The organism is Rhizobium sp. GW821-FHT14E12, from assembly GCF_058803745.1.
The window spans coordinates 1,253,177-1,276,755 of sequence record NZ_JBXAPH010000001.1; the positions used below are offsets into that span (position 1 = coordinate 1,253,177).

General features: G+C 60.9%; 22 protein-coding genes. 12 read left to right on the forward strand and 10 right to left on the reverse strand.

Annotated elements, in window-relative coordinates; genetic code table 11:
- The first annotated feature begins 130 nt into the window (after window positions 1-130).
- Window positions 131-1,396 (forward strand): glycerate kinase type-2 family protein, encoded by a 1,266-nt coding sequence (locus tag AC1RO0_RS06105; protein ID WP_498591991.1) that lies wholly within the window; start codon window positions 131-133, stop codon window positions 1,394-1,396.
- A 3-nt stretch (window positions 1,397-1,399) separates the two neighbouring features.
- Here the strand turns inward: AC1RO0_RS06105 and AC1RO0_RS06110 are convergent, their stop codons facing one another.
- Window positions 1,400-1,597 (reverse strand): hypothetical protein, encoded by a 198-nt coding sequence (locus AC1RO0_RS06110; protein ID WP_498591992.1) that lies wholly within the window; start codon window positions 1,595-1,597, stop codon window positions 1,400-1,402.
- A 353-nt stretch (window positions 1,598-1,950) separates the two neighbouring features.
- On the opposite strand from AC1RO0_RS06110, the gene ggt reads away from it, so the two are divergent.
- Together ggt and AC1RO0_RS06120 are read left to right on the forward strand one after the other, a co-directional pair.
- Window positions 1,951-3,696 carry a gamma-glutamyltransferase gene (gene ggt, locus AC1RO0_RS06115; protein ID WP_498591993.1) on the forward strand — a complete coding sequence of 582 codons (1,746 nt, stop codon included), beginning with the start codon at window positions 1,951-1,953 and terminating at the stop codon, window positions 3,694-3,696.
- 334 nt (window positions 3,697-4,030) lie between these two features.
- Window positions 4,031-5,485, forward strand: a complete 1,455-nt coding sequence (locus tag AC1RO0_RS06120) for an MFS transporter (protein WP_498591994.1) — start codon at window positions 4,031-4,033, stop codon at window positions 5,483-5,485.
- Between the two features lie 231 nt (window positions 5,486-5,716).
- Here AC1RO0_RS06120 and AC1RO0_RS06125 read toward each other — a convergent pair whose 3' ends face one another.
- Window positions 5,717-6,238, reverse strand: a complete 522-nt coding sequence (locus AC1RO0_RS06125; protein ID WP_498591995.1) for a hypothetical protein — start codon at window positions 6,236-6,238, stop codon at window positions 5,717-5,719.
- Between the two features lie 460 nt (window positions 6,239-6,698).
- The gene (locus AC1RO0_RS06130; RefSeq protein ID WP_007703204.1) at window positions 6,699-6,908 is read right to left on the reverse strand and encodes a cold-shock protein; all 210 of its coding nucleotides are present in this window, start codon (window positions 6,906-6,908) and stop codon (window positions 6,699-6,701) included.
- Window positions 6,909-7,405: 497 nt separating this feature from the next.
- Here AC1RO0_RS06130 and AC1RO0_RS06135 point away from each other — a divergent pair, with 497 nt between their 5' ends.
- The gene (locus AC1RO0_RS06135) at window positions 7,406-7,630 is read left to right on the forward strand and encodes a hypothetical protein (RefSeq protein WP_498591996.1); all 225 of its coding nucleotides are present in this window, start codon (window positions 7,406-7,408) and stop codon (window positions 7,628-7,630) included.
- A gap of 154 nt (window positions 7,631-7,784) precedes the next feature.
- Complete coding sequence (locus AC1RO0_RS06140) at window positions 7,785-9,338, forward strand: VOC family protein (RefSeq protein WP_498591997.1); 1,554 nt, start codon at window positions 7,785-7,787, stop codon at window positions 9,336-9,338.
- A gap of 51 nt (window positions 9,339-9,389) precedes the next feature.
- Here the strand turns inward: AC1RO0_RS06140 and AC1RO0_RS06145 are convergent, their stop codons facing one another.
- The 3 genes from AC1RO0_RS06145 to AC1RO0_RS06155 form a co-directional block, all read right to left on the reverse strand.
- On the reverse strand, window positions 9,390-10,139 hold the full coding sequence (locus AC1RO0_RS06145; RefSeq protein ID WP_498591998.1) for a dienelactone hydrolase family protein: 750 nt from the start codon (window positions 10,137-10,139) through the stop codon (window positions 9,390-9,392).
- A 94-nt stretch (window positions 10,140-10,233) separates the two neighbouring features.
- Window positions 10,234-11,511, reverse strand: a complete 1,278-nt coding sequence (locus tag AC1RO0_RS06150; protein ID WP_498591999.1) for an L-fuconate dehydratase — start codon at window positions 11,509-11,511, stop codon at window positions 10,234-10,236.
- Window positions 11,512-11,551: 40 nt separating this feature from the next.
- Window positions 11,552-12,712: a CaiB/BaiF CoA transferase family protein gene (locus tag AC1RO0_RS06155; protein WP_498592000.1), complete on the reverse strand. Its 1,161-nt coding sequence runs from the start codon at window positions 12,710-12,712 to the stop codon at window positions 11,552-11,554.
- 222 nt (window positions 12,713-12,934) lie between these two features.
- Between AC1RO0_RS06155 and AC1RO0_RS06160 the strand changes: the two genes are divergently transcribed.
- Complete coding sequence (locus AC1RO0_RS06160) at window positions 12,935-13,348, forward strand: carboxymuconolactone decarboxylase family protein (protein WP_498592001.1); 414 nt, start codon at window positions 12,935-12,937, stop codon at window positions 13,346-13,348.
- Between the two features lie 72 nt (window positions 13,349-13,420).
- On the opposite strand, the gene AC1RO0_RS06165 is transcribed toward AC1RO0_RS06160, so the two are convergent.
- Window positions 13,421-13,810, reverse strand: coding sequence for a BRA0787 family protein (locus AC1RO0_RS06165; protein ID WP_498592002.1), 390 nt, complete (start codon window positions 13,808-13,810; stop codon window positions 13,421-13,423).
- 642 nt (window positions 13,811-14,452) lie between these two features.
- On the opposite strand from AC1RO0_RS06165, the gene AC1RO0_RS06170 reads away from it, so the two are divergent.
- The 3 genes from AC1RO0_RS06170 (at window position 14,453) to AC1RO0_RS06180 (ending at window position 17,150) form a co-directional block, all read left to right on the forward strand.
- A complete protein-coding gene (locus AC1RO0_RS06170; protein ID WP_498592003.1) occupies window positions 14,453-15,298 on the forward strand; it encodes a MetQ/NlpA family lipoprotein in 846 nt (281 codons plus the stop codon).
- Window positions 15,299-15,418: 120 nt separating this feature from the next.
- Window positions 15,419-16,504: a methionine ABC transporter ATP-binding protein gene (locus tag AC1RO0_RS06175; protein ID WP_498592004.1), complete on the forward strand. Its 1,086-nt coding sequence runs from the start codon at window positions 15,419-15,421 to the stop codon at window positions 16,502-16,504.
- Window positions 16,494-17,150 (forward strand): methionine ABC transporter permease, encoded by a 657-nt coding sequence (locus AC1RO0_RS06180; protein ID WP_498592005.1) that lies wholly within the window; start codon window positions 16,494-16,496, stop codon window positions 17,148-17,150. Before AC1RO0_RS06175 ends, AC1RO0_RS06180 begins: the two co-directional genes overlap by 11 nt.
- 6 nt (window positions 17,151-17,156) lie before the next feature.
- Here AC1RO0_RS06180 and AC1RO0_RS06185 read toward each other — a convergent pair whose 3' ends face one another.
- Window positions 17,157-18,527, reverse strand: coding sequence for an LLM class flavin-dependent oxidoreductase (locus tag AC1RO0_RS06185; protein ID WP_498592006.1), 1,371 nt, complete (start codon window positions 18,525-18,527; stop codon window positions 17,157-17,159).
- A 221-nt stretch (window positions 18,528-18,748) separates the two neighbouring features.
- On the opposite strand from AC1RO0_RS06185, the gene tauA reads away from it, so the two are divergent.
- The 3 genes from tauA (at window position 18,749) to AC1RO0_RS06200 (ending at window position 21,451) form a co-directional block, all read left to right on the forward strand.
- Window positions 18,749-19,756 (forward strand): taurine ABC transporter substrate-binding protein, encoded by a 1,008-nt coding sequence (gene tauA, locus AC1RO0_RS06190; RefSeq protein WP_498592007.1) that lies wholly within the window; start codon window positions 18,749-18,751, stop codon window positions 19,754-19,756.
- A gap of 61 nt (window positions 19,757-19,817) precedes the next feature.
- Window positions 19,818-20,615, forward strand: coding sequence for a taurine ABC transporter ATP-binding protein (locus AC1RO0_RS06195; protein WP_498592008.1), 798 nt, complete (start codon window positions 19,818-19,820; stop codon window positions 20,613-20,615).
- A complete protein-coding gene (locus tag AC1RO0_RS06200; protein WP_498592009.1) occupies window positions 20,612-21,451 on the forward strand; it encodes an ABC transporter permease subunit in 840 nt (279 codons plus the stop codon). Before AC1RO0_RS06195 ends, AC1RO0_RS06200 begins: the two co-directional genes overlap by 4 nt.
- Window positions 21,452-21,471: 20 nt before the next feature.
- Here the strand turns inward: AC1RO0_RS06200 and AC1RO0_RS06205 are convergent, their stop codons facing one another.
- Window positions 21,472-22,467: a prohibitin family protein gene (locus AC1RO0_RS06205; protein ID WP_498592010.1), complete on the reverse strand. Its 996-nt coding sequence runs from the start codon at window positions 22,465-22,467 to the stop codon at window positions 21,472-21,474.
- A gap of 75 nt (window positions 22,468-22,542) precedes the next feature.
- Complete coding sequence (locus AC1RO0_RS06210; protein ID WP_498592011.1) at window positions 22,543-23,574, reverse strand: hydroxyacid dehydrogenase; 1,032 nt, start codon at window positions 23,572-23,574, stop codon at window positions 22,543-22,545.
- Window positions 23,575-23,579: the final 5 nt, after the last annotated feature.

Genomic DNA, 23,579 nt, shown 5'->3' on the forward strand with positions numbered 1-23,579 from the left:
GTTGAAACTGGTGTTTGAAACATAGGGATTCACATTGGCGGACACAATCGGCCTTCCCCACCCTTGCGCGTGGGCGCCAGTTGAGCCACCAAATGGTTACAAGCTCATCGCAGACAGGCAGAATTCCGATATGACCGTTTCCGATCCCCGCGCCTTCCTCACTTTCCTCTTTGACGCAGCCGTCCGCGCCGCCGATCCGCTGACCGGCGTCCGCACGCACCTGCCCGCAAAGCCGAAAGGGCGCACCATCGTCATCGGCGCCGGCAAGGGCTCGGCGCAGATGGCGGCCGCGTTGGAGCAATGCTGGGACGGCCCGCTGGAAGGGCTGGTGGTGACGCGCTACGGCTTTGCCGCCCCCTGCCGCCATATCGAGATCATCGAAGCTGCCCATCCCGTGCCCGACGAGGCCGGCCTTGTCGCCTCCAAGCGGCTGCTGAAGCTGGTCGAAGGACTGACGGAGGATGATCTGGTGATCGCGCTGATCTCCGGCGGTGGCTCGGCACTGCTGCCGTCGCCCGCGGGCGATCTCACCCTTGCCGACGAGATCGCCGTCAACAAGGCGCTGCTCGCCTCCGGCGCGCCGATCTCAGTGATGAACGTCATTCGCAAGCACCTGTCGACCATCAAGGGCGGCCGTCTTGCCACGGCGGCCTATCCGGCCAAGGTGGTCTCGCTGGTGGTCTCCGACATTCCGGGCGACGATCCGGCCCTGGTCGCCTCCGGCCCGACGGTGCCCGGCGCCGGCACCCGCACGGAAGCGCTGGACCTCATTCGCCTTTACCGCATAGACCTGCCCTCCGCCGTCCTCGCACATATCGAAAAGCCAGAGGCCGATGCGCCACGGCCTGATGATTCGCGCTTTGCCCGCAACGAAGTGCATCTCATCGCCTCAGCCGGTGTCTCACTGGAAGCTGCCGCCCAGGTGGCGCGCGAAGCCGGCATTGAGGCCGCCATCCTTTCGGATGCGATCGAGGGCGAATCCCGCGAGGCCGCGCACATGCATGCCGCCCTCGCCCGCGAGATCCTGCATCGCAACCGACCCTTCCCCAAGCCGATCGTGCTGCTCTCCGGCGGCGAGACGACGGTGACCCTGACGGGCAAAGGCAAGGGTGGACGAAACTCCGAATTCCTACTGTCGCTGGCGATCGATATCGACGGTCACGCCGGCATTCATGCCATGGCCGCCGACACCGACGGCATCGACGGCAGCGAGGACAATGCCGGCGCCTTTGCGGACGCAAGCACGGTGGCACGCCTGCGCAAGGCCGGGCTGGTGCCCGCCGAGATGCTCAGAAACAACGATGCCTGGACGGCATTCAACGCGATCGGCGACCTCTTCGTCCCCGGCCCGACCGGCACGAACGTCAATGATATCAGGGCTATTCTGATCGCCTGATCGTCAGGATTGAACCAGGTCGGCGGCTTGCATGCAATCCTCGCAACGCCAATAGGCTGACGCCGTCGATATCCACCGAAAGAAATGCCGGCGGCAATGCGCGCATTCGATTTCCACAACGTGCGTCTTTTCGGCAACGACGAGGGGTTCGGGCGTATTCTTGCGTTCGTTCTTCCACTGCTCAAGTCTCGTGACGGCCATCGTTACTCTCCACGCAATACTTCGGCCTCGATAAGAACTTATATATTTTAGACTGAACTAATGAATAAAATATTGCAACTACGAAATTGGCCCTGCCATGTGGCTTTCAGAACACCAGATCAACGGATCAATTGCGCGATTTCCAAACAATACTGAAAGCCTCCGGCCATCGATGCCGGCGGTCTCGGTTTTGAACAGTAACTGCTGATGCCAAGGCAAGCCTCATTCCGACAGTCCGCGGCTACGGCGCATACCGGAAAAATCTAAACGGAGGAAATCGCCGCATCCGGACTGGACAAGCCTATCGGCCATAGGCTCCTCTACCCGAATAACAAACTGCAAGAGGGACCATCATGCGCCATTTCCGCCAGCGGGCGATATCCTCGGCCACCATCCTCGCCTTCGGGCTTTTCTCCATCACGACAGTCCAGGCCGCCTCACCCGAGCCGGTTGAAGCCGAGCATGGGATGGTGGTGACCGCCCAGCATCTGGCGACCGATATCGGCGTCGACGTGCTGAAAAGCGGCGGCAATGCGGTCGATGCGGCAGTGGCGGTCGGCTATGCGCTCGCCGTGGTCTATCCGACGGCCGGCAATATCGGCGGCGGCGGCTTCATGACCATACGGCTGAAGGATGGCAAGACCGCCTTCCTCGATTTCCGCGAGCGCGCGCCCCAGGCTTCCACCAAGACCATGTACCTCGACGACAAGGGCAATGTCGTCAAGGGCGCCAGCACGGACGGCTATCTCGCCGTCGGCGTCCCCGGCTCCGTCATGGGCTTCGAGACTGCCCGCGAGAAATACGGCACGAAAACCCGCCAGGAGCTGATGGCGCCGGCGATCCGCTATGCCAAGGAAGGCTTCGTGCTGAATCAGGCCGATGCCGCCGAACTCAACGAAGGCAAGAAATGGCTATCGCGCGATCCGGCGACCGCTGCGATCTTCACCAAGCCGAACGGCGCTCCCTTCTCGACCGGCGACCGGTTCACCCAGCCGGACCTCGGCGCGGCGCTGTCGAGCATTTCCGAACAGGGACCTGATGGCTTCTACAAGGGATCGACCGCGGATGCCATCGTCAAGGCCAGCCAGGACAAGGGCGGCATCCTGGCGAAGGTTGACTTCGACCAGTACAAGGTCCGTGAACTCGATCCGGTAAAATGCAATTACCGCGGCTACGAGATCATCTCCTCGCCGCCGCCCTCCTCCGGCGGCGTGATCATCTGCGAAATCCTCAATGTGCTGGAAGGCTACCCGCTCTCCTATACCGGCTACGCCTCGGCCGACACCGTGCATCTCATGACCGAGGCCATGCGCTACGCCTATGTCGACCGCAACTCCACGCTGGGCGACCCGGATTTCGTCGACAATCCCGTCACCAAGCTGCTGGACAAGGATTATGCCAGGAAGATCCGCGACAGCATCAACCCCTATCGTGCCGGTGTCTCCAAGGATCTGATGCCGAAGGGTCTCGGCGAAAGCCATGAGACGACGCATTATTCGATCGTCGACAATGACGGCAATGCGGTAGCGGTCACCTACACGCTAAACGGCTCCTTCGGCGCCGGCGTCGTCGCGCCCGGCACAGGCATTCTTCTGAACAACGAGATGGACGACTTCACCTCCAAGCCCGGCGTACCGAACCTCTATGGCCTGGTGCAGGGCGAGGCCAACGCCATTCAGCCGAAGAAGACGCCGCTCTCCTCCATGAGCCCGACGATCATCGCCAAGGACGGCAAACCCTTCATGGTGATCGGCAGCCCCGGCGGCTCGCGCATCATCACCATCACGCTGGAAGCCATCATCAACGTCATCGATTTCGGCATGGATATCCAACAGGCGATCGACGCGCCGCGCATCCATCACCAGTGGCTGCCGGACCGGATCTATACCGAACCCTATGCGCTCTCGCCCGATACGATCAAGCTGCTGACCGGCATGGGATACAATGTCCAGATCGGCGGCGACTGGCCGGTCTGGGGGAAAGCGGCCGGCATTCTCGTCGGGGGCAAGAGCCTCAGCGATATCGCCAAGGGCGACGGCGCCCGCTACAACGGCGCGATGGACAGCCGCGCCGGCTCGGGCCTTGCCGCCGGCTATTGATTCCGGCGCGTAGCAGGGTAATCGCATATGAGGCGTGTCGGCGTCGCACACTTCTTCTCCCCGCTGGGGAGAAGAAGTGTGCGAGAAAACGGGCCGTGATCGGCACAACCACTCTCGATCACGGCCTTCTGTTCATCTGGCATTCATCGGCTGTGGCATTCCTGCCCACCTGCGTCACTTTTTCCATTTTGATCAATAAGATTTGCGATTTCTGATATAGTCATCGCGCGTAAGCGGGAGTATACAACCCGCATTCCAATCGGCCTTTGCGCTGTTGTCAGACTTGCGGTTCTGTCTTTGGACCCCTCCGCACCATCGAGAGCGATCCCCGACAATGTCGGATCAGATTTTCCAGGCCGCCCCAACCCGGCGGGCCGCACCGAATTTTCGTGTAGTAGCGCTTATCGTAGCAAGCGCCATGTTCATGGAGCAGCTTGACGCAACCGTGCTCGCCACGGCCCTGCCGACCATGGCGAGGGACTTCGGCGTCAGCGCACCGGCGATGAGCATCGCGCTCACCTCCTATCTGCTCAGCCTTGCAATCTTCATTCCAGCGAGCGGCGCCATTGCCGACCGCTTCGGGTCACGCACCGTCTTCCGAACGGCGATTGCCATTTTCGTCGTCGGCTCGATCCTCTGCGCCCAGGCGCCGAATCTGTTTCTCCTCGTCATCGCCCGTCTGATACAGGGCCTCGGCGGCGCCATGATGCTTCCAGTCGGCCGCCTGGTGCTGATGCGCAGCGTCGCGCGCAAGGATATGGTGAACGCCATGTCCTGGCTGCTCATTCCGGCGCTTGTCGGCCCGATCCTCGGCCCACCGGTCGGCGGCCTTTTCGTCACCTATCTCGACTGGCGCTGGATCTTTTACATCAACGTGCCGATCGGCATCATCGGTTTCATCCTGGTATCGATGTTCATCGAAGAGGTGAAAGGCCCGAGGAATGGCCGCTTCGACCTGTCGGGCTTCATCCTCTCGGGCATCTCGCTCGGTTCGCTGCTGTTCGGCTTCGAAATGTCGAGCCGCGAGGGCGAAGGCTATATGGCGATTTTCCTGATCGCGATCGGCCTGCTGTTCGGCATCGCTTACCTGCGCCATGCCCGCAAGCACCCCTCGCCGATCATGGATTTCTCGCTGATGAAGGTACCGACCTTCCGCACATCCGTCATCGCCGGCTCGCTGACCCGTATCAGCCAGGGCGCGCATCCGTTCCTTATTCCGTTGATGCTGCAGCTTGGCTTCGGCATGTCAGCCGCCGCAGCCGGCCAGATCGCCATCGCGACCGCGCTCGGCTCCATGGCGATGAAGCCGTTGCAGGTCAGGATCCTGCGCACGCTCGGCTTCCGCACCGCCTTGCTGATTTTCGGCGTGATCGGCACGCTCGGCTACGGGCTTTGCTCGATCTTCCAGCCCAACTGGCCCCTGCCGGTGATTTTCGCGATCCTGTTCTTCTGCGGCTTCTTCATGTCGTTCCAGTTCACGGCCTACAACACCATCGCCTATGACGAGATCGAACGCGATCAGATGAGTTCAGCGACGAGCTTCTACTCGACGTTCCAGCAGTTGATGCTGTCGCTCGGTATCTGCATCGCCGCCCTTGCCCTGCATGGCTCGACGCAGCTGCGCGGACACGCGACCGCCCAAATGAGCGACTTCTCCGTCGCCTTCATCGTCGTTACCGCAATCGCGCTTCTCGCCGGGATCTGGAATGCCCAATTCTCGCGCACCGCCGGTTCCGAAATCAGCGGCCACCGCAAGAAGGCACCCGAGGATATGCTCAACGGGCACTGAAGCCCCGAGTGCTGATATCGGGTCCATCCAAGGATGGCGGGATAACAAAAGGCTTCGGTCGTGGACCCCAACCACTAACCAAAATGCGGAATGCTTACTGTCGCAAAAATCGGTCGCACAACTTTGATTTCTGCGATTGAGTTTACGACAAGAATAATCGTGAATTTTCATCGCTGGTGATTTTGTTGCGAAGATTAGGAGTTACGCGATGGCGCAGCGTGCGAAAAACCCCTACTCCCTCTCCGCGGACTTCATGGATGTCAGCCTCGATTGAACTTCGAACGGTTTCAAAGCCGCCAGCGAGCCTACGAAGGGTTCATGCTTCGTTGCTGTCATTGATCTCCGTGCGTTGAGTCTTATATAGTCCGCCGACTCTTCCTTTGCAGCGACAAGCCATTCCTCAAAGTCGTCGTAGCTTAGGTTGTCCCACGGTCCTTTTTTCGGAGTGCTGTAGTCGTAGATCCCAACGCGAGGACGGTCACTGATGTCGCTTCCGTCAAATAGCGCCAAAGTCACATAGCCGTCGTTGTGCAGCCCTGTCTTGTCGCAGATGATCGCAAACGGAACCAGGGGGCCTTCCTTGAATTTCTCGAGCATCGCACCGTAATAGTACAGAGACTGTGGCATATTGTCAGCCAACCAAATCCATGGCTCAATATCGGGCCTAGAATTACTTTCCACCAGTTGCCTGTAGGTTTTGGGAAATCTAAAGCCGTCCGGCAGAATCGGCGATTCAAACAAGAATTTTTTCACTCTGATCGTCCGGTTATTCTGGGGTACCTTTACTCCGCTATTTCAGCCAGTCTGAGCCCCGTCTTAATATCACCAACAACTACAATATCATGCCCCAGAACATTTTGCTGTCGCCGTGCCAGAAAATGAAGCCGCCTCCGGCCAATGCAATATTTTTAAGAGATGTACGTGGGAGGAATTTTTTCGGCTCCGCAAAACGGGCGCTCTGCAACGGTTGAGCATGCATAATGCGTTACGAAGACATTTCGAGCAAGAAAAACGCCCGCAACGCCCATGCCGCAAGCGGATTCGGCACAATTATCTACGTCTCAACTAATAGCTGTCTCTTAAACCAAGGCCCTTCGATTCACAACTTGCCTGAATCAAGACAACAAAAAAGGCCGGGCTAACCCGACCTCTTCCTTCATCGCCTCAACGATCTATGCCAGTACATCCGTGGTCAAAGACCGGAGGCAGATGCTTACAGAGATTCCAGCTGATCAGCCGACATCTTGCCCGAACGCTTGTCCTTGACAAGCTCGTAGGAAATCTTCTGGCCGTCACGGAGGCTGCTCATTCCAGCGCGCTCAACAGCGGAAATGTGCACGAAAACGTCCGTTGCGCCGTCGTCAGGCTGAATGAAACCAAAACCCTTGGCGGCATTGAACCACTTTACAGTACCTGTGCTCATAACGATGACCTTTCAATCACTCATATAAAGATCGCATTCCAGGCAACCGCCTGGGTGCATTAGACCGATTTTGAGAGGAAGTTCGTCAGTGTCGCGCAGAGTGCGTCGAGGCAAAGTTCATTCAGCAATATCGATGCACGGCTTATAACGGAGGATCAAATCCTCCACAAGGAAAAACATATAAAACATCGAAAACGACCAAATATTTCATAAAAATCAGCTCCTGCGACATAAAATCATCACGTCTTGAGCGCCAAGATTCGCTAGTCGTTTTCCTGATTCTCGGGTTGATTTCGGCAAGATTTATCGAAGTTTTTCTTTCCATTTCACTGGTTTTAACGGCAAGTTCTCGCCTTATTTCTTGGGAAACGACAGAATTATATCGCCAATACGGGCGTCATCCGATACACGATGTGATTTCTCGCCTTGCGAGCGCGGAAACGACCCGCGCAAGTCGGCAAGCACCGCCAACGCCGACACGAACCCTGGAGGCCAACATGGCGCCCAACAAAGACAATCTATTCGGATCCAAGAAACAGGCATCCTTGGTCAAGGCCAGCCAGCTCGACTCCACCGTCAGGGATATCCTGGCCAGCGAGCAGACGAGCCGCGAGAAGAAGACAGCACGCCTGCGGGAGCTTCGCCTGCAGCAGGAAGCATTGCTGCCACCAGAGGAGCCGAAGACAAAGGCCAAGAAGAAAACCGCAAAGGCAGCCGAATAGGCAAAATCGGATCCGGCCCATGATGTACTCCGATCTGTGACACAGCTGAACGTTACGCGTTTGGTGAACACAGCCTCCATGGACTGCGCATTGAATTGACGGCGGCTTCCGCCCTAAATAGCGACCAATTGCACAATCCGTTCTGGAGCATCCCATGGTCGCCGGCATTCACCACATCACGCTGATCACTCGCAAGGTGCAGGCGAATGTCGATTTCTACGCGGGCTTTCTCGGCCTGCGGCTCGTCAAGCGCACCGGCGGCTTCGAGGATGCGACGCAACTGCATCTCCTCTATGGCGATGCCAAGGGATCGCCGGGATCGCTGATCACCTTCCTCGTCTGGGAAGACGGCGCTCCCGGCCGCGCCGGCGTCGGCCAGGTCGGCGAAATCTCGCTCGCCATCGACCCGATGAGCATCGGCTTCTGGCTGACACGCGCGCTCAGCGCCGGCCTGAAGCCGGAAGGCCCCTCCGAAGAATTCGGCGAACCGGTCCTGCGCCTGAAGGATCCCGACGGCGTCATCGTCAAGCTGGTCGGCGCGGCGGAGCTGCCATCGGCCGCCCCCTGGGCCAGCGACAAAATCCCGCCCGAACATGCCATCCGGCGCATTCGCGGCGCAACCCTGTTCAGCGAAACGCCCGAGCAGACGCAAAGCCTTCTGGTCAAACATTTCGGCTACCGGCCACAAGCGGCCAACGGCGCGATCAACCGCCTCGTCGCCGAGCCCGGCGACATCATCGACATCCGCGATGCCAGCGGCTTCTGGGCAAGCGCACCGGGGACTGGAACGGTCGACCATGTGGCCTTTCGCGCCGCCGACGATAGCGAATTGCAGGCCGTGCACGACGGGCTGCAGGCGCTCAACTCCTCGCCGACGGTAACGCATGACCGGAAATATTTCCGTTCGCTCTATGTCCGCGAGCCCGGCGGCATCCTGTTCGAGCTTGCCACGGATGCGCCGGGGCCGCTGGTGGATGAAGACGAGGCGACGCTCGGTACGCGCCTGTTTGCGCCCGACGACAGTCCGGAACGGCTGGCGGAGCTGAATGTCATCCTGCCGCAATTCTCGATGCCCGGCGAGCCGCGCGTCATCTATCGGGACCTGCCCTTCATCCATCGCTTCTTCACGCCACAGGAGCCGAACGGCAACACCTTCATCCTGCTACACGGCTCCGGCGCCAGCGAGACGACGATGCTGCCGATCGCCCACAAGGTCGACCCACAGGCGACCTTGCTCGGCGTGCGCGGCCGGGCGCTGGAGGAGGGCTCGCCGCGCTGGTATCGCCGCATCACGCCCTTCTCCTTCGATCAGGCCGATATCGCCAGGGAGGCAGAAGCCTTCGCTGCCTTCATCGATGGCGCGGTCCATGCCTATGGTCTCGATCCCGAGCGCATCGTCTATATCGGCTACTCGAACGGTGCCAACCTGCTAAACGCCATGCTGTCGCTGCAACCCCACGTCATCCGCCGTGCCGTACTGCTGCGTTCCATGGCCGTGCTCACCGGCCCACCACCAGCGGACATGTCGGGCGCCGACGTGCTGATCATCGCCGGAGAGAAGGACATGTATGGCCCATACTCTCAACCCCTCGCCGAACGTCTGCGGGCCGGCGGCGCGACGGTGAACCTGCAAACCATCCCCTATGGCCATGACCTGGCAGACGCCGACGTGCCGCTTATCCAGGCCTGGTTGAAGCGCTCGAACTGAGCGCTTCAACGGCGGCAACAGGAACATGTGCCTTCCTGCATCGGGTAAGGATTATTTCGACAGCTGCGATAGGAAGAATTCGGCGGCGCCCTGGTGAGCCGCTGCCGCTTGCGGACCTGATTTCAGGAAGAAATTATGCGGTCCACCCTGATAAACCTTGAGGCTGACAGACCCGCCCAAACCTTGTGCCATCCGCTGCAACTCCCGCGCCGTTGCGACGGGAAAGACCCGATCAGCACTTCCCCAAGCCATATAGAGTGGAGGCAGGGAGCGTATCGGCTGAGAGTAGCCATCCGGAAAGCCGCCATCGACAAGCACGAGTGCGCCGATATCGCGGCTGTCAACCGAAGCGGCGGCAGCTGTCTGCGCTCCCAAGGATATGCCGAGCACGCCGACCTTGCCGGCATAACGGGGCTGACTGTTGAGATAGGAAACCACGCCCCGAACCGCCGCGATCCAGTCCTGCAGCCGCGTCGCATAATAGTCGATACGGGCGGGTGCACTGCCGGCACGGGCGATAGCCTGCTGATCAGCCGGTGAGAGCAGATGAACGAGATAGGCATCGAGGCCGGCCGCATTGAAGCTCCGTCCGAGTTCGTCATAGGCGGACGAAACAAACCCATGACTGCCGCTCAGGATGATCACTGCCGGACGCGCGGCACCTGAACTGCTCGCAAAGCCCTCGACCAGAACATTGCCGCCAGGCGTCGCCACGTTGAACTGGTTGCCGCCGGCGGCTTCTGCCTTTCCGCATACGAGGGATAGTAAAAACGTCAAGACGACGGCAAAAACGGCTCGCATGCACCAATACTCCGACAGAGGTGCGCGGATATTGCACAGCCTCTGCGGCCGAATAAAGGGCCAGTGGGTGAGCAATACCGACCGACCCTAAGGATCACCCCTTGAACGTATACTCCGCGATCGACTCTGGCTTCATCTCGATAGAAAAGCCCGGCAGGCTCGGCGGCATATAGGCGGCGTCGCGGATGACGCAGGGGTCGATGAAGTGTTCGTGCAGGTGGTCGACATATTCGATCACACGGCCGTCCTTGGTGCCGGAGACGGCGATATAGTCGATCATCGACAGGTGCTGCACATATTCGCAGAGCCCGACGCCACCGGCATGCGGCCAGACCGGCAGGCCGTATTTCGCTGCGACCAGCAGCACGGCGAGCACCTCGTTCAGCCCGCCCATGCGGCAGGAATCGATCTGCACGATATCGATCGCGCCTTCGGCGATGAACTGCTTGAACATGATGCGGTTCTGGCACATCTCGCCGGTCGCGACCTTCACCGGGCCGATCGCCTGGCGGATCTTGCGGTGGCCGGCGACATCGTCGGGGCTGGTCGGCTCCTCAATGAAGAAGGGCCTGGCGAAGGCGAGCTTGTTGACCCAGTCAATCGCCTGCCCGACTTCCCAGACCTGGTTGGCGTCGATCATCAGGTAGCGGTCGGGACCGATCACCTCGCGGGCGATGGTGAGCCGACGAATATCGTCCTCGAGATCGCGGCCGACCTTCATCTTCACATGGTTAAAGCCGGCATCGATCGCCTCCTGGCACAGGCGGCGCAGCTTGTCGTCGCCATAGCCGAGCCAGCCGGCCGAGGTCGTGTAGCAGGCATAGCCCTCACGTTCGAGGGTGGCGATGCGTTCCGCCTTGCCGGGCTCGGCTTTTTTCAGGATGGCGACGGCCTCGTCGCGGGTAAGCACGTCTGTCAGATAACGATAGTCGACGATATCGGCGATCTGTTCCGCATCCATCTCAGCCACCAGCCGCCAGACCGGCTTGCCGGCCTCCTTAGCGAGCAGATCCCAGACCGCGTTGACGACAGCGCCGGTGGCCAGATGCATCGCGCCCTTCTCCGGCCCGATCCATCGCAGCTGGCTGTCGCTCGTCAGGTGCCGCCAGTATTTGCCAGGGTTTTCCAGCACGGTCGCAAGCTCGGTTCCGACGACCAGATGCCGCATCGCCTCGATCGCCATGCAGCAGATGTCGTTGCCGCGACCGATGGTGAAGGTCAGGCCGTGCCCAGCAAGACCGGGCTTGTCGGTGTCGAGAATGACGTAGGCGGCGGAATAATCCGGATCCGGGTTCATCGCGTCGGAGCCGTCGAGGCTCTGCGATGTCGGAAAGCGCAGGTCGAATACGCGGAGATTGGTGATGCGTGTCATGGGAAACTCCTTCTAAATCTCTCGGGCGATCCCTCGGTTATCAACCGAGATCGAATTCCTCCCAGATCGCCGCATTATGCTCGCCGACTTCGGGGGCCGCACGCTCGAATTTCGGTCGCTGTCCGTCGATCCGGATGGGAGAGCGCGTCGTCGCCAGCGAAACGCCATCGCCGCGCCCGACCGTCTGCAACATATCCAGCACGCCGAATCCTTCACTCTGCAACAGCTCCGGCCAGTTCAGCACCTTGGCACACCAGATATCCGCCGGCTCCAGGATGGACAGCCATTCATCGACCGTGCCGGTGGCGATGCGCGCCGCAATCAGCGTCTTGATCTCGTCTCGCGCCGTGAACCAGCTTTTCGGATCGTCACGATAGGGCGCAAGTTCGTCCATGCCGAGCAGGTCGGCGAGCTTCGAAATCGGCGTCATCGCAATGGCGAGATAGCCGTCACTGGCCGGATAGACGCCATAGGGCGCCGAGAGATATGCATGGGCGCTGCGAAAGCCGGAGCGCTGCGGCAGCTTGTTGCCGCTGTTCATGTGGACAGTCAGAACCTCCACCTGCAGATCGACCAGCGCCTCCAGCAGGCTCGTCTCCACCAGCCCGCCCTTGCCGGTAACACCGCGACGCACCAGCGCCGCCAGAATGCCCTGTGCCGCAGCAGCGCCCGCCAGCATGTCGCCGATCGCCAGGCCAAACGGCACCGGCCCCTGCCCCTCGTCGCCGTTCAGCCACATGACGCCGGAGCGCGATTGCGCCAGGAGATCCTGCCCGGGGCGCGAGACCCAAGGACCTTCCTCGCCATAGCCGCTGATCGAGCAATAGACGAGCCGCGGGTTGATCTTGCTTGCGGCGTCATAACCCAATCCAAGCCGCTCGATCACGCCGGGCCGAAAATTCTGCACCAGGACATCGGCCTGCGAGATCAACCGGCGCAGCGCCTGCATGTCGCGCTCGCTCTTCAGGTCGATCACCAGGCTCTCCTTGGAGCGGTTGATGGCATGGAAAATAGTCGAATCGCCGCTCTCATTGTCGCTGAGATAAAGCCTGCGGGAAAGATCGCCGCCTTCCGGCCGCTCGATCTTGATGACCCGGGCGCCGAGATCCATCAGCCTGAGAGTACAATAGGGTCCGGACAGAAACTGGCTCATATCCACGACCAGCAGGCCGGCCAGCGGCAATTCCTTCTCCATCACCATCGCTATTTCCGCTCCCCCGACATCGCTCCCGGCAGGCCGCGCACCTCGATATCAATCAACGCACCCACCGCCCTCAATCTTCTTATGTAAATAGTATTTTCACATATGGATAAGTTTTGCAAACAAAAAGAGGCAGCATAATCGACCATCGCTCGGCACGGACCGCGCGAAAATGCGCTATAGTTTTCGCACCAAAAGCAGTTTGTTGAGAGGAGAGTTGAGATGACGACAGTCAAATTGCTGAGTGATGCGGAGGCCGAGGCGATCCCGGCGGTCAAGGCCGTGTTCGACGACATCCGCAAGGTGAGAAAATCCGATTTCGTCAATAATTTCTGGCGCGGCCTTGCCAATGATCCCGCACTTCTAAAGCGCACCTGGGAAGGGCTGAAGGCGGTGATGATGACTGAGGGCGCGCTTGATCCGCTGGTGCGCGAAATGATCTATATCGCCGTCTCGACGGCCAATGGCTGCAGCTACTGCGTCCATTCGCATACCGCTGCCGCCAGGGCAAAAGGCATGACGGACGCGCAGCATGGCGAATTGCTGGCTGTCATCGGCCTTGCCGGACAAACCAACCATCTGGTGACGGCGATGCAGATCCCCGTCGATCCGGAATTCGATGTCAGCCGCCGCTGAGATCGCAAAAAGAAAGCCCGCCGGAAATCAGCCGGCGGGCTCTTCGATAGATCACAAGATCACACGCTGTTTTTAGCGATCCGACTTTTCCGTCGCTTGACCATTCACGGCAACGGCGACGACATCGACGCCATTGCTGACAGCCAGGAGCCGTTTGCGGACGAGAACGCCCATCACCCGGGCAGCTGTCGAAAAGGTCATCGTGTCCAGCGGACCTTCGCCTGCCCAAGGCTTGGTCAGGCGCTCGGTAACCGCCGAAACGATATTGTTCGGCACGATGTCGGTGCATTCGCGCATGGCTTCAAAAACGACGCTGACGGGGAAAATCCTCCCGTCGAACGTTACGATCGGTTCAGTGACCTCCGCATCCCATTCCTCGAATGCATAGAGCGCTTCGCGGAAGAGCTGCTGCAAGGTAATGGGGGCATGACCCTCATGAAGGGGCGGCAAGGCATTCGACATGTCTGTCTCCTTTCAAGTGGAAGTCCGGCGCATAATGTAGAAACTAATCGGCCTCCCCCGAGGCCCACGCGCTGCTTCTGGGTTTGGCGCACCCCGAAACAGTCAATCGGGCAAGCGGCGCGGCAAACCATCTTCTGTAACCGGCGCAACGCGGGAGCACACGAAATGTTCCCACCGGTCACTTAACTTGATCAAGTCTATAGATTAATCTCAACTTGAAAAGCCTCTTTCGAAATTTTCTGCAATTCCCTATATTTTTAAATAGTTTAGCCGCAGAGCGAAATCGGACTCTGACCTGACGAGACGTGCGAATCCCCTCCTGGTTGTGAGGGAATAGCCATGAGCAACGACCCCACATGGGATCGTGACGAGCACCATGAACCGGTGGAAAAGCCGGAAGAGTGCTCTGGATGAACCTGGCATCGCTGATATGCACAATTCGCATGCAATCGAATCCTCAGATGCACAATAATATATCATTCCTATAGAAAATTAGTTCTCGATCAGGCACAGCTCAAAAAGAGTTTTTCAGAAGTGCGGTGCACAACAAATGATCCTTCTTCGCGTAAATGGCGAGCGTCTGAAATGATTGAGACTGTCAACGAGACAATGGCGTCTCAATCACATGGAACAGGATTTCCCATGACGAAAAAGTCTTCTCAGGGTCTCGACACGCTGCGCTTTACGCGCCGGACCGGCCTTGCAGCTCTCATTGCCTCCGCTGTCGCCGTCGTCGGCTTGACGGTCGCCACCCCCTCCTTTGCCGCTGACAAGACGATCAAGGTCGGCATCATCAGCGGTGAAGACGAAGACGTCTGGCGCGTGGTCACCACGGAAGCCGCCAAGAAGGGCCTGAAGATCGAGACTGTCGTCTTCAACGACTATACCCAGCCGAACGAAGCGCTGGAGCGCGGCGAAGTCGACGCCAACGCCTTCCAGCACCAGCCCTATCTCGACAACCAGATCAAGCAGCACAGCTATCATATCGTCCGCGTCGGCTACACCGGCGTCTGGCCGATCGGCCTCTACACCAAGAAGTACAAGACCGTCGCCGAGCTGCCGAAGGGCGCCGTCATTGGCGTGCCGAACGATCCGTCCAACGAAGGCCGCGCGCTGCGCGTGCTGCAGAATGAGGGCGTCATCAAGCTCAAGGACGGCACCGGCATTCTCGCCACCATCGCCGACATCGTCGAGAACCCGAAGAACGTCGAAATCAAGGAACTCGACGCCGGCATCGTCGGCCGCTCGATCGACGACCTCGACGCCGCCGTCGTCAACACCGACTGGGCGCTGAAGAGCGGACTTTCGCCGAAAGACCGCATCGCGCAGGAGCCGATCGACGGCAACCCCTACCGCAACTTCATCGCCGTCAAGCAGGGCAGCGAGAACGAAGCCTGGGTGAAGACGCTGGTCTCCGCCTACCAGAACGATACGGTCAAGGCCGAATTCGAGAAGGTCTACAAGGGCACTGGTCTCAGCGCCTACTAACAGCAATTCAGCGCCGGGGGCTGCGCTGAGAACCAAGGCGGCCTGGGCATTTTTGCTCGGGCCGCCTTCGGTGTTTCCAGCAGGTCGGCACCCGACGACACAAGCCGAGAGAAGATTGACATGAATTCCTTCGTTTCCGCCACCGCCATTAAGGGGCATGCGCCGCCTGGCTCATTGGGCAATGACGAGATCATTCGCCTCGTCGATGTCCGCCGCCGGTTCGGCGCGACGCCTGCGCTCGACGGTGTTTCGCTAAGCGCCAGGCGTGGCGAGATCGTCGGCATTATCGGTCGCAGCGGCGCCGGAAAGTCGACGCTAATCCGCTGCCTGAACGGGCTGGAGCGCGCCGATAGCGGCGAGATCCATATCGAAGGACGCGATATCGCCGGCCTGTCGGAAAACGAACTACAGCCGTTGCGTCGCCGTATCGGCATGATCTTCCAGCATTTCAATCTGCTGTCGGCAAAGACGGTGGAGGAGAACGTCGCCCTGCCGCTGAAGATCGAAGGCGTCGCCAAGGCAGAGCGCCTGAAACGTGCCCGCGAGCTGCTCGACCTCGTCGGCCTTGCCGACAAGGCCAAGGCCTATCCCGCGGCTCTCTCGGGCGGCCAGAAGCAGCGCGTCGGCATTGCCCGGGCGCTCGCTGCCCGCCCCGCACTTCTCCTCTCCGACGAAGCCACATCCGCCCTCGATCCCGAGACGACCCGGTCGATCCTGGCACTGCTGAAGGATATCAACCGTAAGCTCGGCCTGACCATCCTGCTCATCACCCATGAGATGGAAGTGGTGCGCTCGGTTGCCGATCGCGTCGCCGTCATCGATGCCGGTAAAATCGTCGAGGAGGGAGCCGTCTGGTCGGTCTTTGCCAATCCGCAGACCGAGATCACCGCAAGCCTGCTCAGCACCATCCGCCCGCAACTCCCCGACCATATCGCCGAACGCCTGTCTCAGACGCCGGGTGCCGAGGCTATTCTCAGCATCGACCTCGCCGGCCCGGCCGCGCAAGGCGCGCTGTTCGCCGAGCTCTCGGCGGCGCTGCCGCATTCCTTCCGCCTCGTTCATGGCGGCATCGACCATATTCAGAACCAGCCGGTCGCCCGCTTCTTCATTGCCGTGCCGACGCGCGATGAGGGCCTGCCGGCACAGGTGATTGATTTTCTGACGGCCCGGTCCGCCCGGGTGGAGGTTCTAGGCTATGACAACTGACATCATCCTCGGCCTGCTCTGGCGCTCCTTCTGGGAGACGATCTGGATGACCGGCGCATCCGGCCTGCTCTCGCTCGTCATCGGCCTGCCGCTCGGCCTCGCCTTGGTCGTCACCGGCCGCGACGGTATTGCCGAGCAGCTCACCGTCAACCGCATCCTCGCGGCCCTGGTCAACGGCTTCCGCGCCGTACCTTTCGTCATCCTGCTGATCGCGCTGATCCCGCTGACACGACTGATCGTCGGCACGGCACTCGGCACCACAGCGGCCATCGTGCCGCTCACCATCGCGGCCATCCCCTATTACGCCCGCATCGCCGAGGTATCCTTGCGCGAAGTCGATAGCGGCGTGATCGACGCCGTGCGCGCCATGGGCGGCAATCGCTGGACGATCATCCGCGAAGTGCTGGTGCCGGAAGCTCTGCCCGGGATCGTCGCCGGCTTCACCGTGACGCTGGTGACCCTGATCGGCGCATCCGCCATGGCCGGCACCATCGGCGGCGGCGGCCTCGGCGACCTTGCCATCCGCTACGGCTACCAGCGCTTCGAAACCGGCGTGATGATCGCCGTCGTCGTCGTACTGATCATTCTGGTCTGCGGCATGCAATGGCTCGGCGACCGCCTCGTCGCCAAGCTCGATCATCGCTAACCAAGTCTACCCACGATGACGGAATGCGGCTGCCGGATGACTGGCCGGCAGCCGCCCATCGCCACGGCCAAACAGCTTCTGGCGCAACGTGCTCTCAGCATAATCCGCCTTGAACAGCCCGCGCTCCTGCAGCAGCGGAACGACGAGATCGACGAAATCCCGCAGGCTTTCCGGCGCGACCGTACGCGCCATATTGAAGCCGTCGATGCCGCCCTCCTCCATCCATAGCTGAAGACGATCGGCAATTTGCTCTGGCGAGCCGACCATCGGCTTCTGCCGGCTGCCGAGCACCATCTGGTCGATGATCTCTCGTGGCGTCATCGCCGGCTTGCCGCTCGCCTTGCCGGTCACCACGGCGAGAGCCGCCTGCTGCGCATTCGTCGTCTTCTGCTCGATCGGCTCATCGAGGCCGAACTTGGAGAGATCGATGCCGATGGAGCTGGAATAATGCGCCAGCGACGCCTCGACGCTGGCGTGGCGGCGATAATCCTCCAACTTGTCCTCAGCCTCCTTCTCCGTCCGCCCGACGACGACGGTCACGAGATTGAGGATGCTGAGATCGTCCGCACGCCGGCCGAAATCCACGGCCCGCTGCCGCAGCGCCTCCGTCATCGGCTTCGCGCCCTGCGGCGTCGGGCTGGCGACGAAGACACATTCGGCATGCCGCGCGGCAAAATCCTGGCCTCGCGCCGAAGCACCCGCCTGAAACAGCAGCGGCGTGCGCTGTGGCGAAGGCTCGCTCAGATGAATGCCTTCCATCCGGTAGTGGCTGCCCTCATGCCGGACGGCGCGCACCTTGGAGGGATCGGCAAACAGCCCGCCCGTTTTGTCACGCTTGACCGCATCGTCGTCCCAGCTTCCCTCCCAGAGCTTGTAGACAACCTCAAGATATTCTTCGGCGGCATCGTAACGGGCATCGTGATCCGGCTGCCGTTCCATCCCCATGCTGCGTGCGGCACTGTCGAGATAGCCGGTGACGATGTTCCAGCCGATGCGGCCCTTGGTCAGATGATCGAGCGTCGACATCCGCCGCGCGAACAGAAACGGTGGCTCATAAGTGGTGTTGACGGTGACGCCGAAGCCGAGATGCTTGGTCACATAGGCCATGGCCGAGAGTGGGATGATCGGGTCGTTGACCGGTATCTGCGCACCCGTGCGGATCGATGTCTCGGGGCCGCCCTTATAGACATCGTAGACACCGACGATGTCCGCCAGGAAAATGCCATCCAGCTTGCCACGCTCGGCTGTGCGGGCGAAATCCACCCAGTAGTCGAGATCGGTATAGTTCAGCGACAGGTCGCGCGGATGCGTCCAAAGGCCGTGATTGATATGCCCGACACAGTTCATATCGAAGGCGTAGATCTGCATCGGCTTCATTGTACGGTCCTCAACCCTTGAATTCATCGTCTCGCCTGTTTTCCATCATCAACCGCAAAAAGATCCGGAGTTTCGCGATATTTGGAAGCAGGTTGCGACGGATGACCCGAATCCGGAATTTTGTATCTCTATATTTTCTATCAATTTCACGATCATTAGTGCGGATCGGCTGCCATGTCAGCGATTAAAGACCATTTCGAAACACCGTATCCGGGGGAAACATGACCATCAATCGACGCAACCTTCTGACCACCACAGCCGCCGCCGTTTTTGTCGCAACGTTCGGCTCCTACGCAAGTGCCGCCGACGTAACGCTCAATATCGGCTACCAGCCGATCGTCGAGCCTTCGCGCGTGCCGCAGGCGGATGGCGACTATGAAAAAGCGACCGGCGCGAAGATCAGCTGGCACAAATTTGACGGCGGCGCCGATGTTGTTGCCGCCATCGCCTCGGGCTCGATCGATATCGGCTATGTCGGCTCTTCGCCGCTTGCCGCTGCCGCCAGCCGCGAATTGCCGATCGAAGCCATCTACGTCGTCGGCAATATCAGCGATGCGGAAGCACTCGCCGTCAAGGGCATTGACAAGCCCGAGGATCTGAAGGGCAAGAAGATCGCAACACCCTTCGTCTCCACCTCGCACTATAGCCTGCTGACCGCGCTGAAGCATTGGAACATCGATCCCAAGACGGTGCAGATCCTCAACCTGCGCCCGCCGGAAATCGCCGCCGCCTGGGAGCGCGGTGACCTCGATGGCGCCTATGTCTGGGATCCAGTTCTGTCGCAGATCAAGAAGAACGGCAAGATCCTCGCGACATCCGGCGATGTCGCCAAATGGGGCGGCCCGACCTTCGATGCCTGGATCGTCAGCAAGAAATTCGCCGATGCTCATCCGGAAATCGTGACCAGCTTTGTTCAGGTCACCGGCAAGGCCTATGCGTCCTACCACGCCGATCCGGCGAGCTGGAACGCCTCGTCGCCACAGGCCGCCAAGATCGCCAAACTCACCGGCGCCAAGCCGGAAGAGGTGCCGGAGCTGCTGAAGGGCTATTACTTCCCGACACTCAAGGAGCAAGCGAGCGCCCAATTCCTCGGCGGAGACACGGTGAAGGCAATCGCCCAGACATCGGCCTTCCTGCTGGAACAAGGCAAGGTCCCGGCAGTGTTGAAAGACTATGCTCCCTATGTCAACGCCCAGTTCGTCACCGACGCGGCCAAGACCGGTCTTTGATCCACGCTTTCGGTGCAGGCAGGGGCTCCCTGCCTGCACCTAATCATTGGAGTCCCCACATATGAGCATCCTCTCCCTGCAATCCGTCTCGCTGAATTTTCCCGGCGACCGCCGCCGGCAGGATGCCCGCCGTGTCCTCGATAATCTGACGCTGCATATCGCCTCCGACGAATTCGTCACCGTCATCGGCCGCTCCGGCTCGGGCAAGACCAGCCTGCTCAATCTCGCCGCCGGCTTTCTCGCGCCCTCCGAAGGGCGCATCCTGGTCGACGGCAAGGAGATCGACGGACCGGCCGCCGACCGAGCCGTCGTCTTCCAGGATGATGCGCTCTACCCCTGGCTCAATGCCCGCGACAACATCGCCTTTCCGCTGCGCCTGCGTGGCATCGCGAAGGAAGAGCGTCGCCGCCGCGCCGATGGGCTACTGGCCAAGGTTGGCCTGGAAGGTGCCGGCGACCGCAATATCTGGGAGCTCTCCGGCGGCATGCGCCAGCGGGTCGGTATCGCCCGGGCACTCGCCTCTGACCCGCGTTTCCTGCTGATGGACGAACCGCTCGGCGCGCTGGATGCGCTCACCCGCACCCGCATGCAGCAGTTCCTGTTGAAGGTCTGGTCGGAAAGCGGCACCGGCGCCCTGCTCATCACCCACAGCATTGACGAGGCCCTGCTACTCGCCACCCGCGTCATCACCCTGACGCCCAATCCCGGCCGCATCACCGCCGATATCCCGCTATCCTTCGGCAAGCGCTACCTTGCCGGCGAACCGCTTGCCGAGATCAAGGCATCCGCCGAATTCAAGCGGCTGCACGACGAGCTGACCGGCCTGATCCACGACGAGAATGAGGAGGAGGCAGCTTGACCGCCGATATCGAAAAGATCGCGACCGTCGCCGCCAAATCCGACGCCCTGCCCGCAGTCAAGAGCAGCTCATCCGGTTCGACGCTATGGATTTCGCTCGCAACCGTGCTGGCGCTGCTGGTGATCTGGGCTATTGCCGCCGCCTATAGCGTCGTCTCGCCGGTCTTCCTGCCCTCGCCCTGGACCGTCGCCAAGGCGCTCTACACGCTGAACATCACCGGCTTTGTCGATTCGACGCTGGCCGAGCACGCCTTCGCCAGCCTGCTCAGGATCTTCGGCGGTCTCGCCGTCTCGCTGGTGATCGGCATTCCCGCCGGGCTGGCGATTGCCACCAGCCGTGTCGGCAAGGGCATCCTCGACCCGATCGTCGAATTTCTGCGGCCGTTGCCACCGCTTGCCTATCTGCCGCTGGTCATCATCTGGGTCGGCATCGGTGAGGCATCGAAGATCACCGTCATCGCGCTCGCCATGCTGCCGCCGATCATCCTGTCGACCGCCGCCGGCGTGAAGGCGGCCCCCGTCGACTATGTCAACGCGGCCCGCTCCTTCGGTGCCAGCCGGCTACAGGTGCTGCGCCACGTCATCCTGCCGGGCGCCATCCCCTCGATCCTCACCGGCATCCGCATCGCGCTCGGCGCCGGCTGGTCCACCCTGGTCGCCGCCGAACTGGTCGCGGCGTCTCAAGGGTTGGGCTTCATGATCCAGTCAGCCGCGCAGTTCCTGGTGACCGATATCGTCATCAGCGGCATCATCGTCATCGCGCTGATCGCCTTCCTGTTCGAGATCACCGTCCGGCTGATCGAACGTCGCTTCGTGCCCTGGTCGGCCCATCGCTGAGCCGACCAACCGAGCTGGCCCTATTCCTGTCCCGCAGGCGCGGCGGAAGTCTGCCGCGCATCGAGGTTGAGCATCGGCACGGAGCCATTCGGCAGCATGGTGGTCGGCAGCTGCCCGTTCCACTTTTCCGCCTGCGTCAGGAAGATCAGGTTCGGATTGTCGCGGAGCGCATCACCGCGCGCCTTGATGGCTTTCGCCTCGGCATCGCCGCGAAGCTGGATCGCCTGTGAATCGGCTTCCGCCTGCAACCGCACAGCATCGGCCTGCGCCTGCGCATCGGCGCGGCGAGCATCAGCCGCCGCCTGGGCCTGCGTCACCGTGATCTGCGCCTGCACCTTTTCGCGCTCGGCATTCTGCCGCAGCTTCTGCACCTCGACCTCGGCCAGCATGCGCTGCTCGATGCTGTTCTCATAGGCGTCGGAGAAATCGATATTCTCGACCTGAACGCTGTCGATCTGTACCGGCCCCTGGATGCCGGCCTCGATCGCCGCCTGAACGTCGGTGTTGAACTGCGCCCGGTTCTGGATGACGGAGGCGGCGGTGAACTTGCCGAACACCGTCTTCACGTCCTGCGGCGCACGCCGCGACACCAGCCGCGATTCCAGATTACCGAGCGAGCCGAATTCGGAATAGACCTTCTCGACCGCATCCGGCGGCACATGCCAGGAAATGGTCACGCGCATGTCGGCCGGCTGCTGGTCCTGCGAATAGGCCTGCATCTGCGGATGCTCGCCGGCCTCGCAGTTCGCGCCGTTCTGGCAGGTCCAGTAGGTCACCTGCTGCGTGACGGGGATTTTGACGACGGTTTCGATCCACGGCAGCTTGAAATGCAGGCCCGGCTCGGCCGTGCCGACCATGGCGCCGGTGCGCAGAATGACGCCGCGCTCGCCCTGGTCGATCGTGTACCACGAGCTGAGGACGAGCATGATGATAGCGATGACGGCGGCAATGCCTAGAAAGGCTGGCAGTCGACCCCTGGTCGCCGCATATGCCAGGTCGATTTCCCGATTCGCCATCTCTGTCCCCACCATATCGTCAATGGCCGAGACATAGATGAGTCGGACAGAGAATGCACCCGTCCAGGTAGCCCGTCAGTTCCGGGTAACCGGCTTCGACCGCATGCGCGACACCGTCTCCCGCTCCGCCCGCTTGCAGCGCATCGGCGGCAGGCCACGATCCATCAGGTCCATATCCTCAAGCACCATGTCACCCATCTTCTTGAAGGCGCTGTCCATCGCGCCGGCGCGGTGCGCCGATCGGATGAAACCCTTGAGACTGCGCACCGGATGATCTCCGCTGAGCGGCTCCTCCGGATAAACATCGCTCGCCGCAACGATATGGCCGGAGGCAACCGCCGCCATCAGCGCTTCGAAATCCACAACATCGGCGCGGCTGAGCAGGATGAAGGCCGCTCCCTTGCGCATACGCGCAAAGGCCGTTCCACCGAGAAAACCCTTGTTCTCGCTGGTGACGGAAGCGACGACGAAAACGAAATCGCTGCCCGACAGCACCTCGTCGAGACTGGCCGGCTGGACGCCATGTTCCCTGAGAATAGACGGCGGCATCCAGGGGTCGAATACCCTGACCGTCGCGCGGAAGCCGGATAGCAATCGGTTCAGCGCCTTGCCGAGGTCGCCGAAGCCGACAATGCCGATATCGCTGCCGGAAAGCAGCCGGGCGCTGGCATTGCCGTCCCCACCCCAAAGCTCCTTACCCTGACGAAAATCGACATCGGCATCGACGATGCCGCGCGCCAGGCTGAGTGCAAAGCCAAGCCCGATCTCCGCCACCGGCTCGGCGAAGACCTGCCCGGTGGTGACGACATGAATGCCACGCTCGAAGAGCACATCATAGGGCATATTGTTGATGAGATTGCTCTCGACATTGAGGATGCAGCGCAGGCGCGGCATGCGGTCCAGCACCTCCTTCGAGAGCGGCGGCTGGCCGATGATATATCGCGCCTCGCCAAGAATATCGTCGCCAAGGCCGGCGATATTCTCCGGATCCGCCTCGACGATCCGATATTTCGAATGGAGAAGCGACAGCGCGTCCTTGCTGAAGATAAGCTCAAGCGAACGCGGCTCGGGCGCGCTGATGGCCAGGGGCCGGTTGTCGGTCGACATGATCG

Excerpts from the sequence above, each read along its gene's own strand:
- AC1RO0_RS06130 (WP_007703204.1), bottom strand. The coding sequence starts at position 6,908 with ATGAGCACAGGTACTGTAAAGTGGTTCAATGCCGCCAAGGGTTTTGGT.
- AC1RO0_RS06120 (WP_498591994.1), top strand. The coding sequence starts at position 4,031 with ATGTCGGATCAGATTTTCCAGGCCGCCCCAACCCGGCGGGCCGCACCG.
- AC1RO0_RS06165 (WP_498592002.1), bottom strand. The coding sequence starts at position 13,810 with ATGTCGAATGCCTTGCCGCCCCTTCATGAGGGTCATGCCCCCATTACC.
- tauA (WP_498592007.1), top strand. The coding sequence starts at position 18,749 with ATGACCATCAATCGACGCAACCTTCTGACCACCACAGCCGCCGCCGTT.
- AC1RO0_RS06105 (WP_498591991.1), top strand. The coding sequence starts at position 131 with ATGACCGTTTCCGATCCCCGCGCCTTCCTCACTTTCCTCTTTGACGCA.
- AC1RO0_RS06205 (WP_498592010.1), bottom strand. The coding sequence starts at position 22,467 with ATGGCGAATCGGGAAATCGACCTGGCATATGCGGCGACCAGGGGTCGA.
- AC1RO0_RS06150 (WP_498591999.1), bottom strand. The coding sequence starts at position 11,511 with ATGACACGCATCACCAATCTCCGCGTATTCGACCTGCGCTTTCCGACA.
- AC1RO0_RS06160 (WP_498592001.1), top strand. The coding sequence starts at position 12,935 with ATGACGACAGTCAAATTGCTGAGTGATGCGGAGGCCGAGGCGATCCCG.
- AC1RO0_RS06195 (WP_498592008.1), top strand. The coding sequence starts at position 19,818 with ATGAGCATCCTCTCCCTGCAATCCGTCTCGCTGAATTTTCCCGGCGAC.
- AC1RO0_RS06175 (WP_498592004.1), top strand. The coding sequence starts at position 15,419 with ATGAATTCCTTCGTTTCCGCCACCGCCATTAAGGGGCATGCGCCGCCT.
- AC1RO0_RS06170 (WP_498592003.1), top strand. The coding sequence starts at position 14,453 with ATGACGAAAAAGTCTTCTCAGGGTCTCGACACGCTGCGCTTTACGCGC.
- AC1RO0_RS06145 (WP_498591998.1), bottom strand. The coding sequence starts at position 10,139 with ATGCGAGCCGTTTTTGCCGTCGTCTTGACGTTTTTACTATCCCTCGTA.
- AC1RO0_RS06140 (WP_498591997.1), top strand. The coding sequence starts at position 7,785 with ATGGTCGCCGGCATTCACCACATCACGCTGATCACTCGCAAGGTGCAG.
- AC1RO0_RS06135 (WP_498591996.1), top strand. The coding sequence starts at position 7,406 with ATGGCGCCCAACAAAGACAATCTATTCGGATCCAAGAAACAGGCATCC.
- AC1RO0_RS06185 (WP_498592006.1), bottom strand. The coding sequence starts at position 18,527 with ATGAAGCCGATGCAGATCTACGCCTTCGATATGAACTGTGTCGGGCAT.
- AC1RO0_RS06210 (WP_498592011.1), bottom strand. The coding sequence starts at position 23,574 with ATGTCGACCGACAACCGGCCCCTGGCCATCAGCGCGCCCGAGCCGCGT.
- ggt (WP_498591993.1), top strand. The coding sequence starts at position 1,951 with ATGCGCCATTTCCGCCAGCGGGCGATATCCTCGGCCACCATCCTCGCC.
- AC1RO0_RS06180 (WP_498592005.1), top strand. The coding sequence starts at position 16,494 with ATGACAACTGACATCATCCTCGGCCTGCTCTGGCGCTCCTTCTGGGAG.
- AC1RO0_RS06155 (WP_498592000.1), bottom strand. The coding sequence starts at position 12,712 with ATGGTGATGGAGAAGGAATTGCCGCTGGCCGGCCTGCTGGTCGTGGAT.
- AC1RO0_RS06110 (WP_498591992.1), bottom strand. The coding sequence starts at position 1,597 with ATGGCCGTCACGAGACTTGAGCAGTGGAAGAACGAACGCAAGAATACG.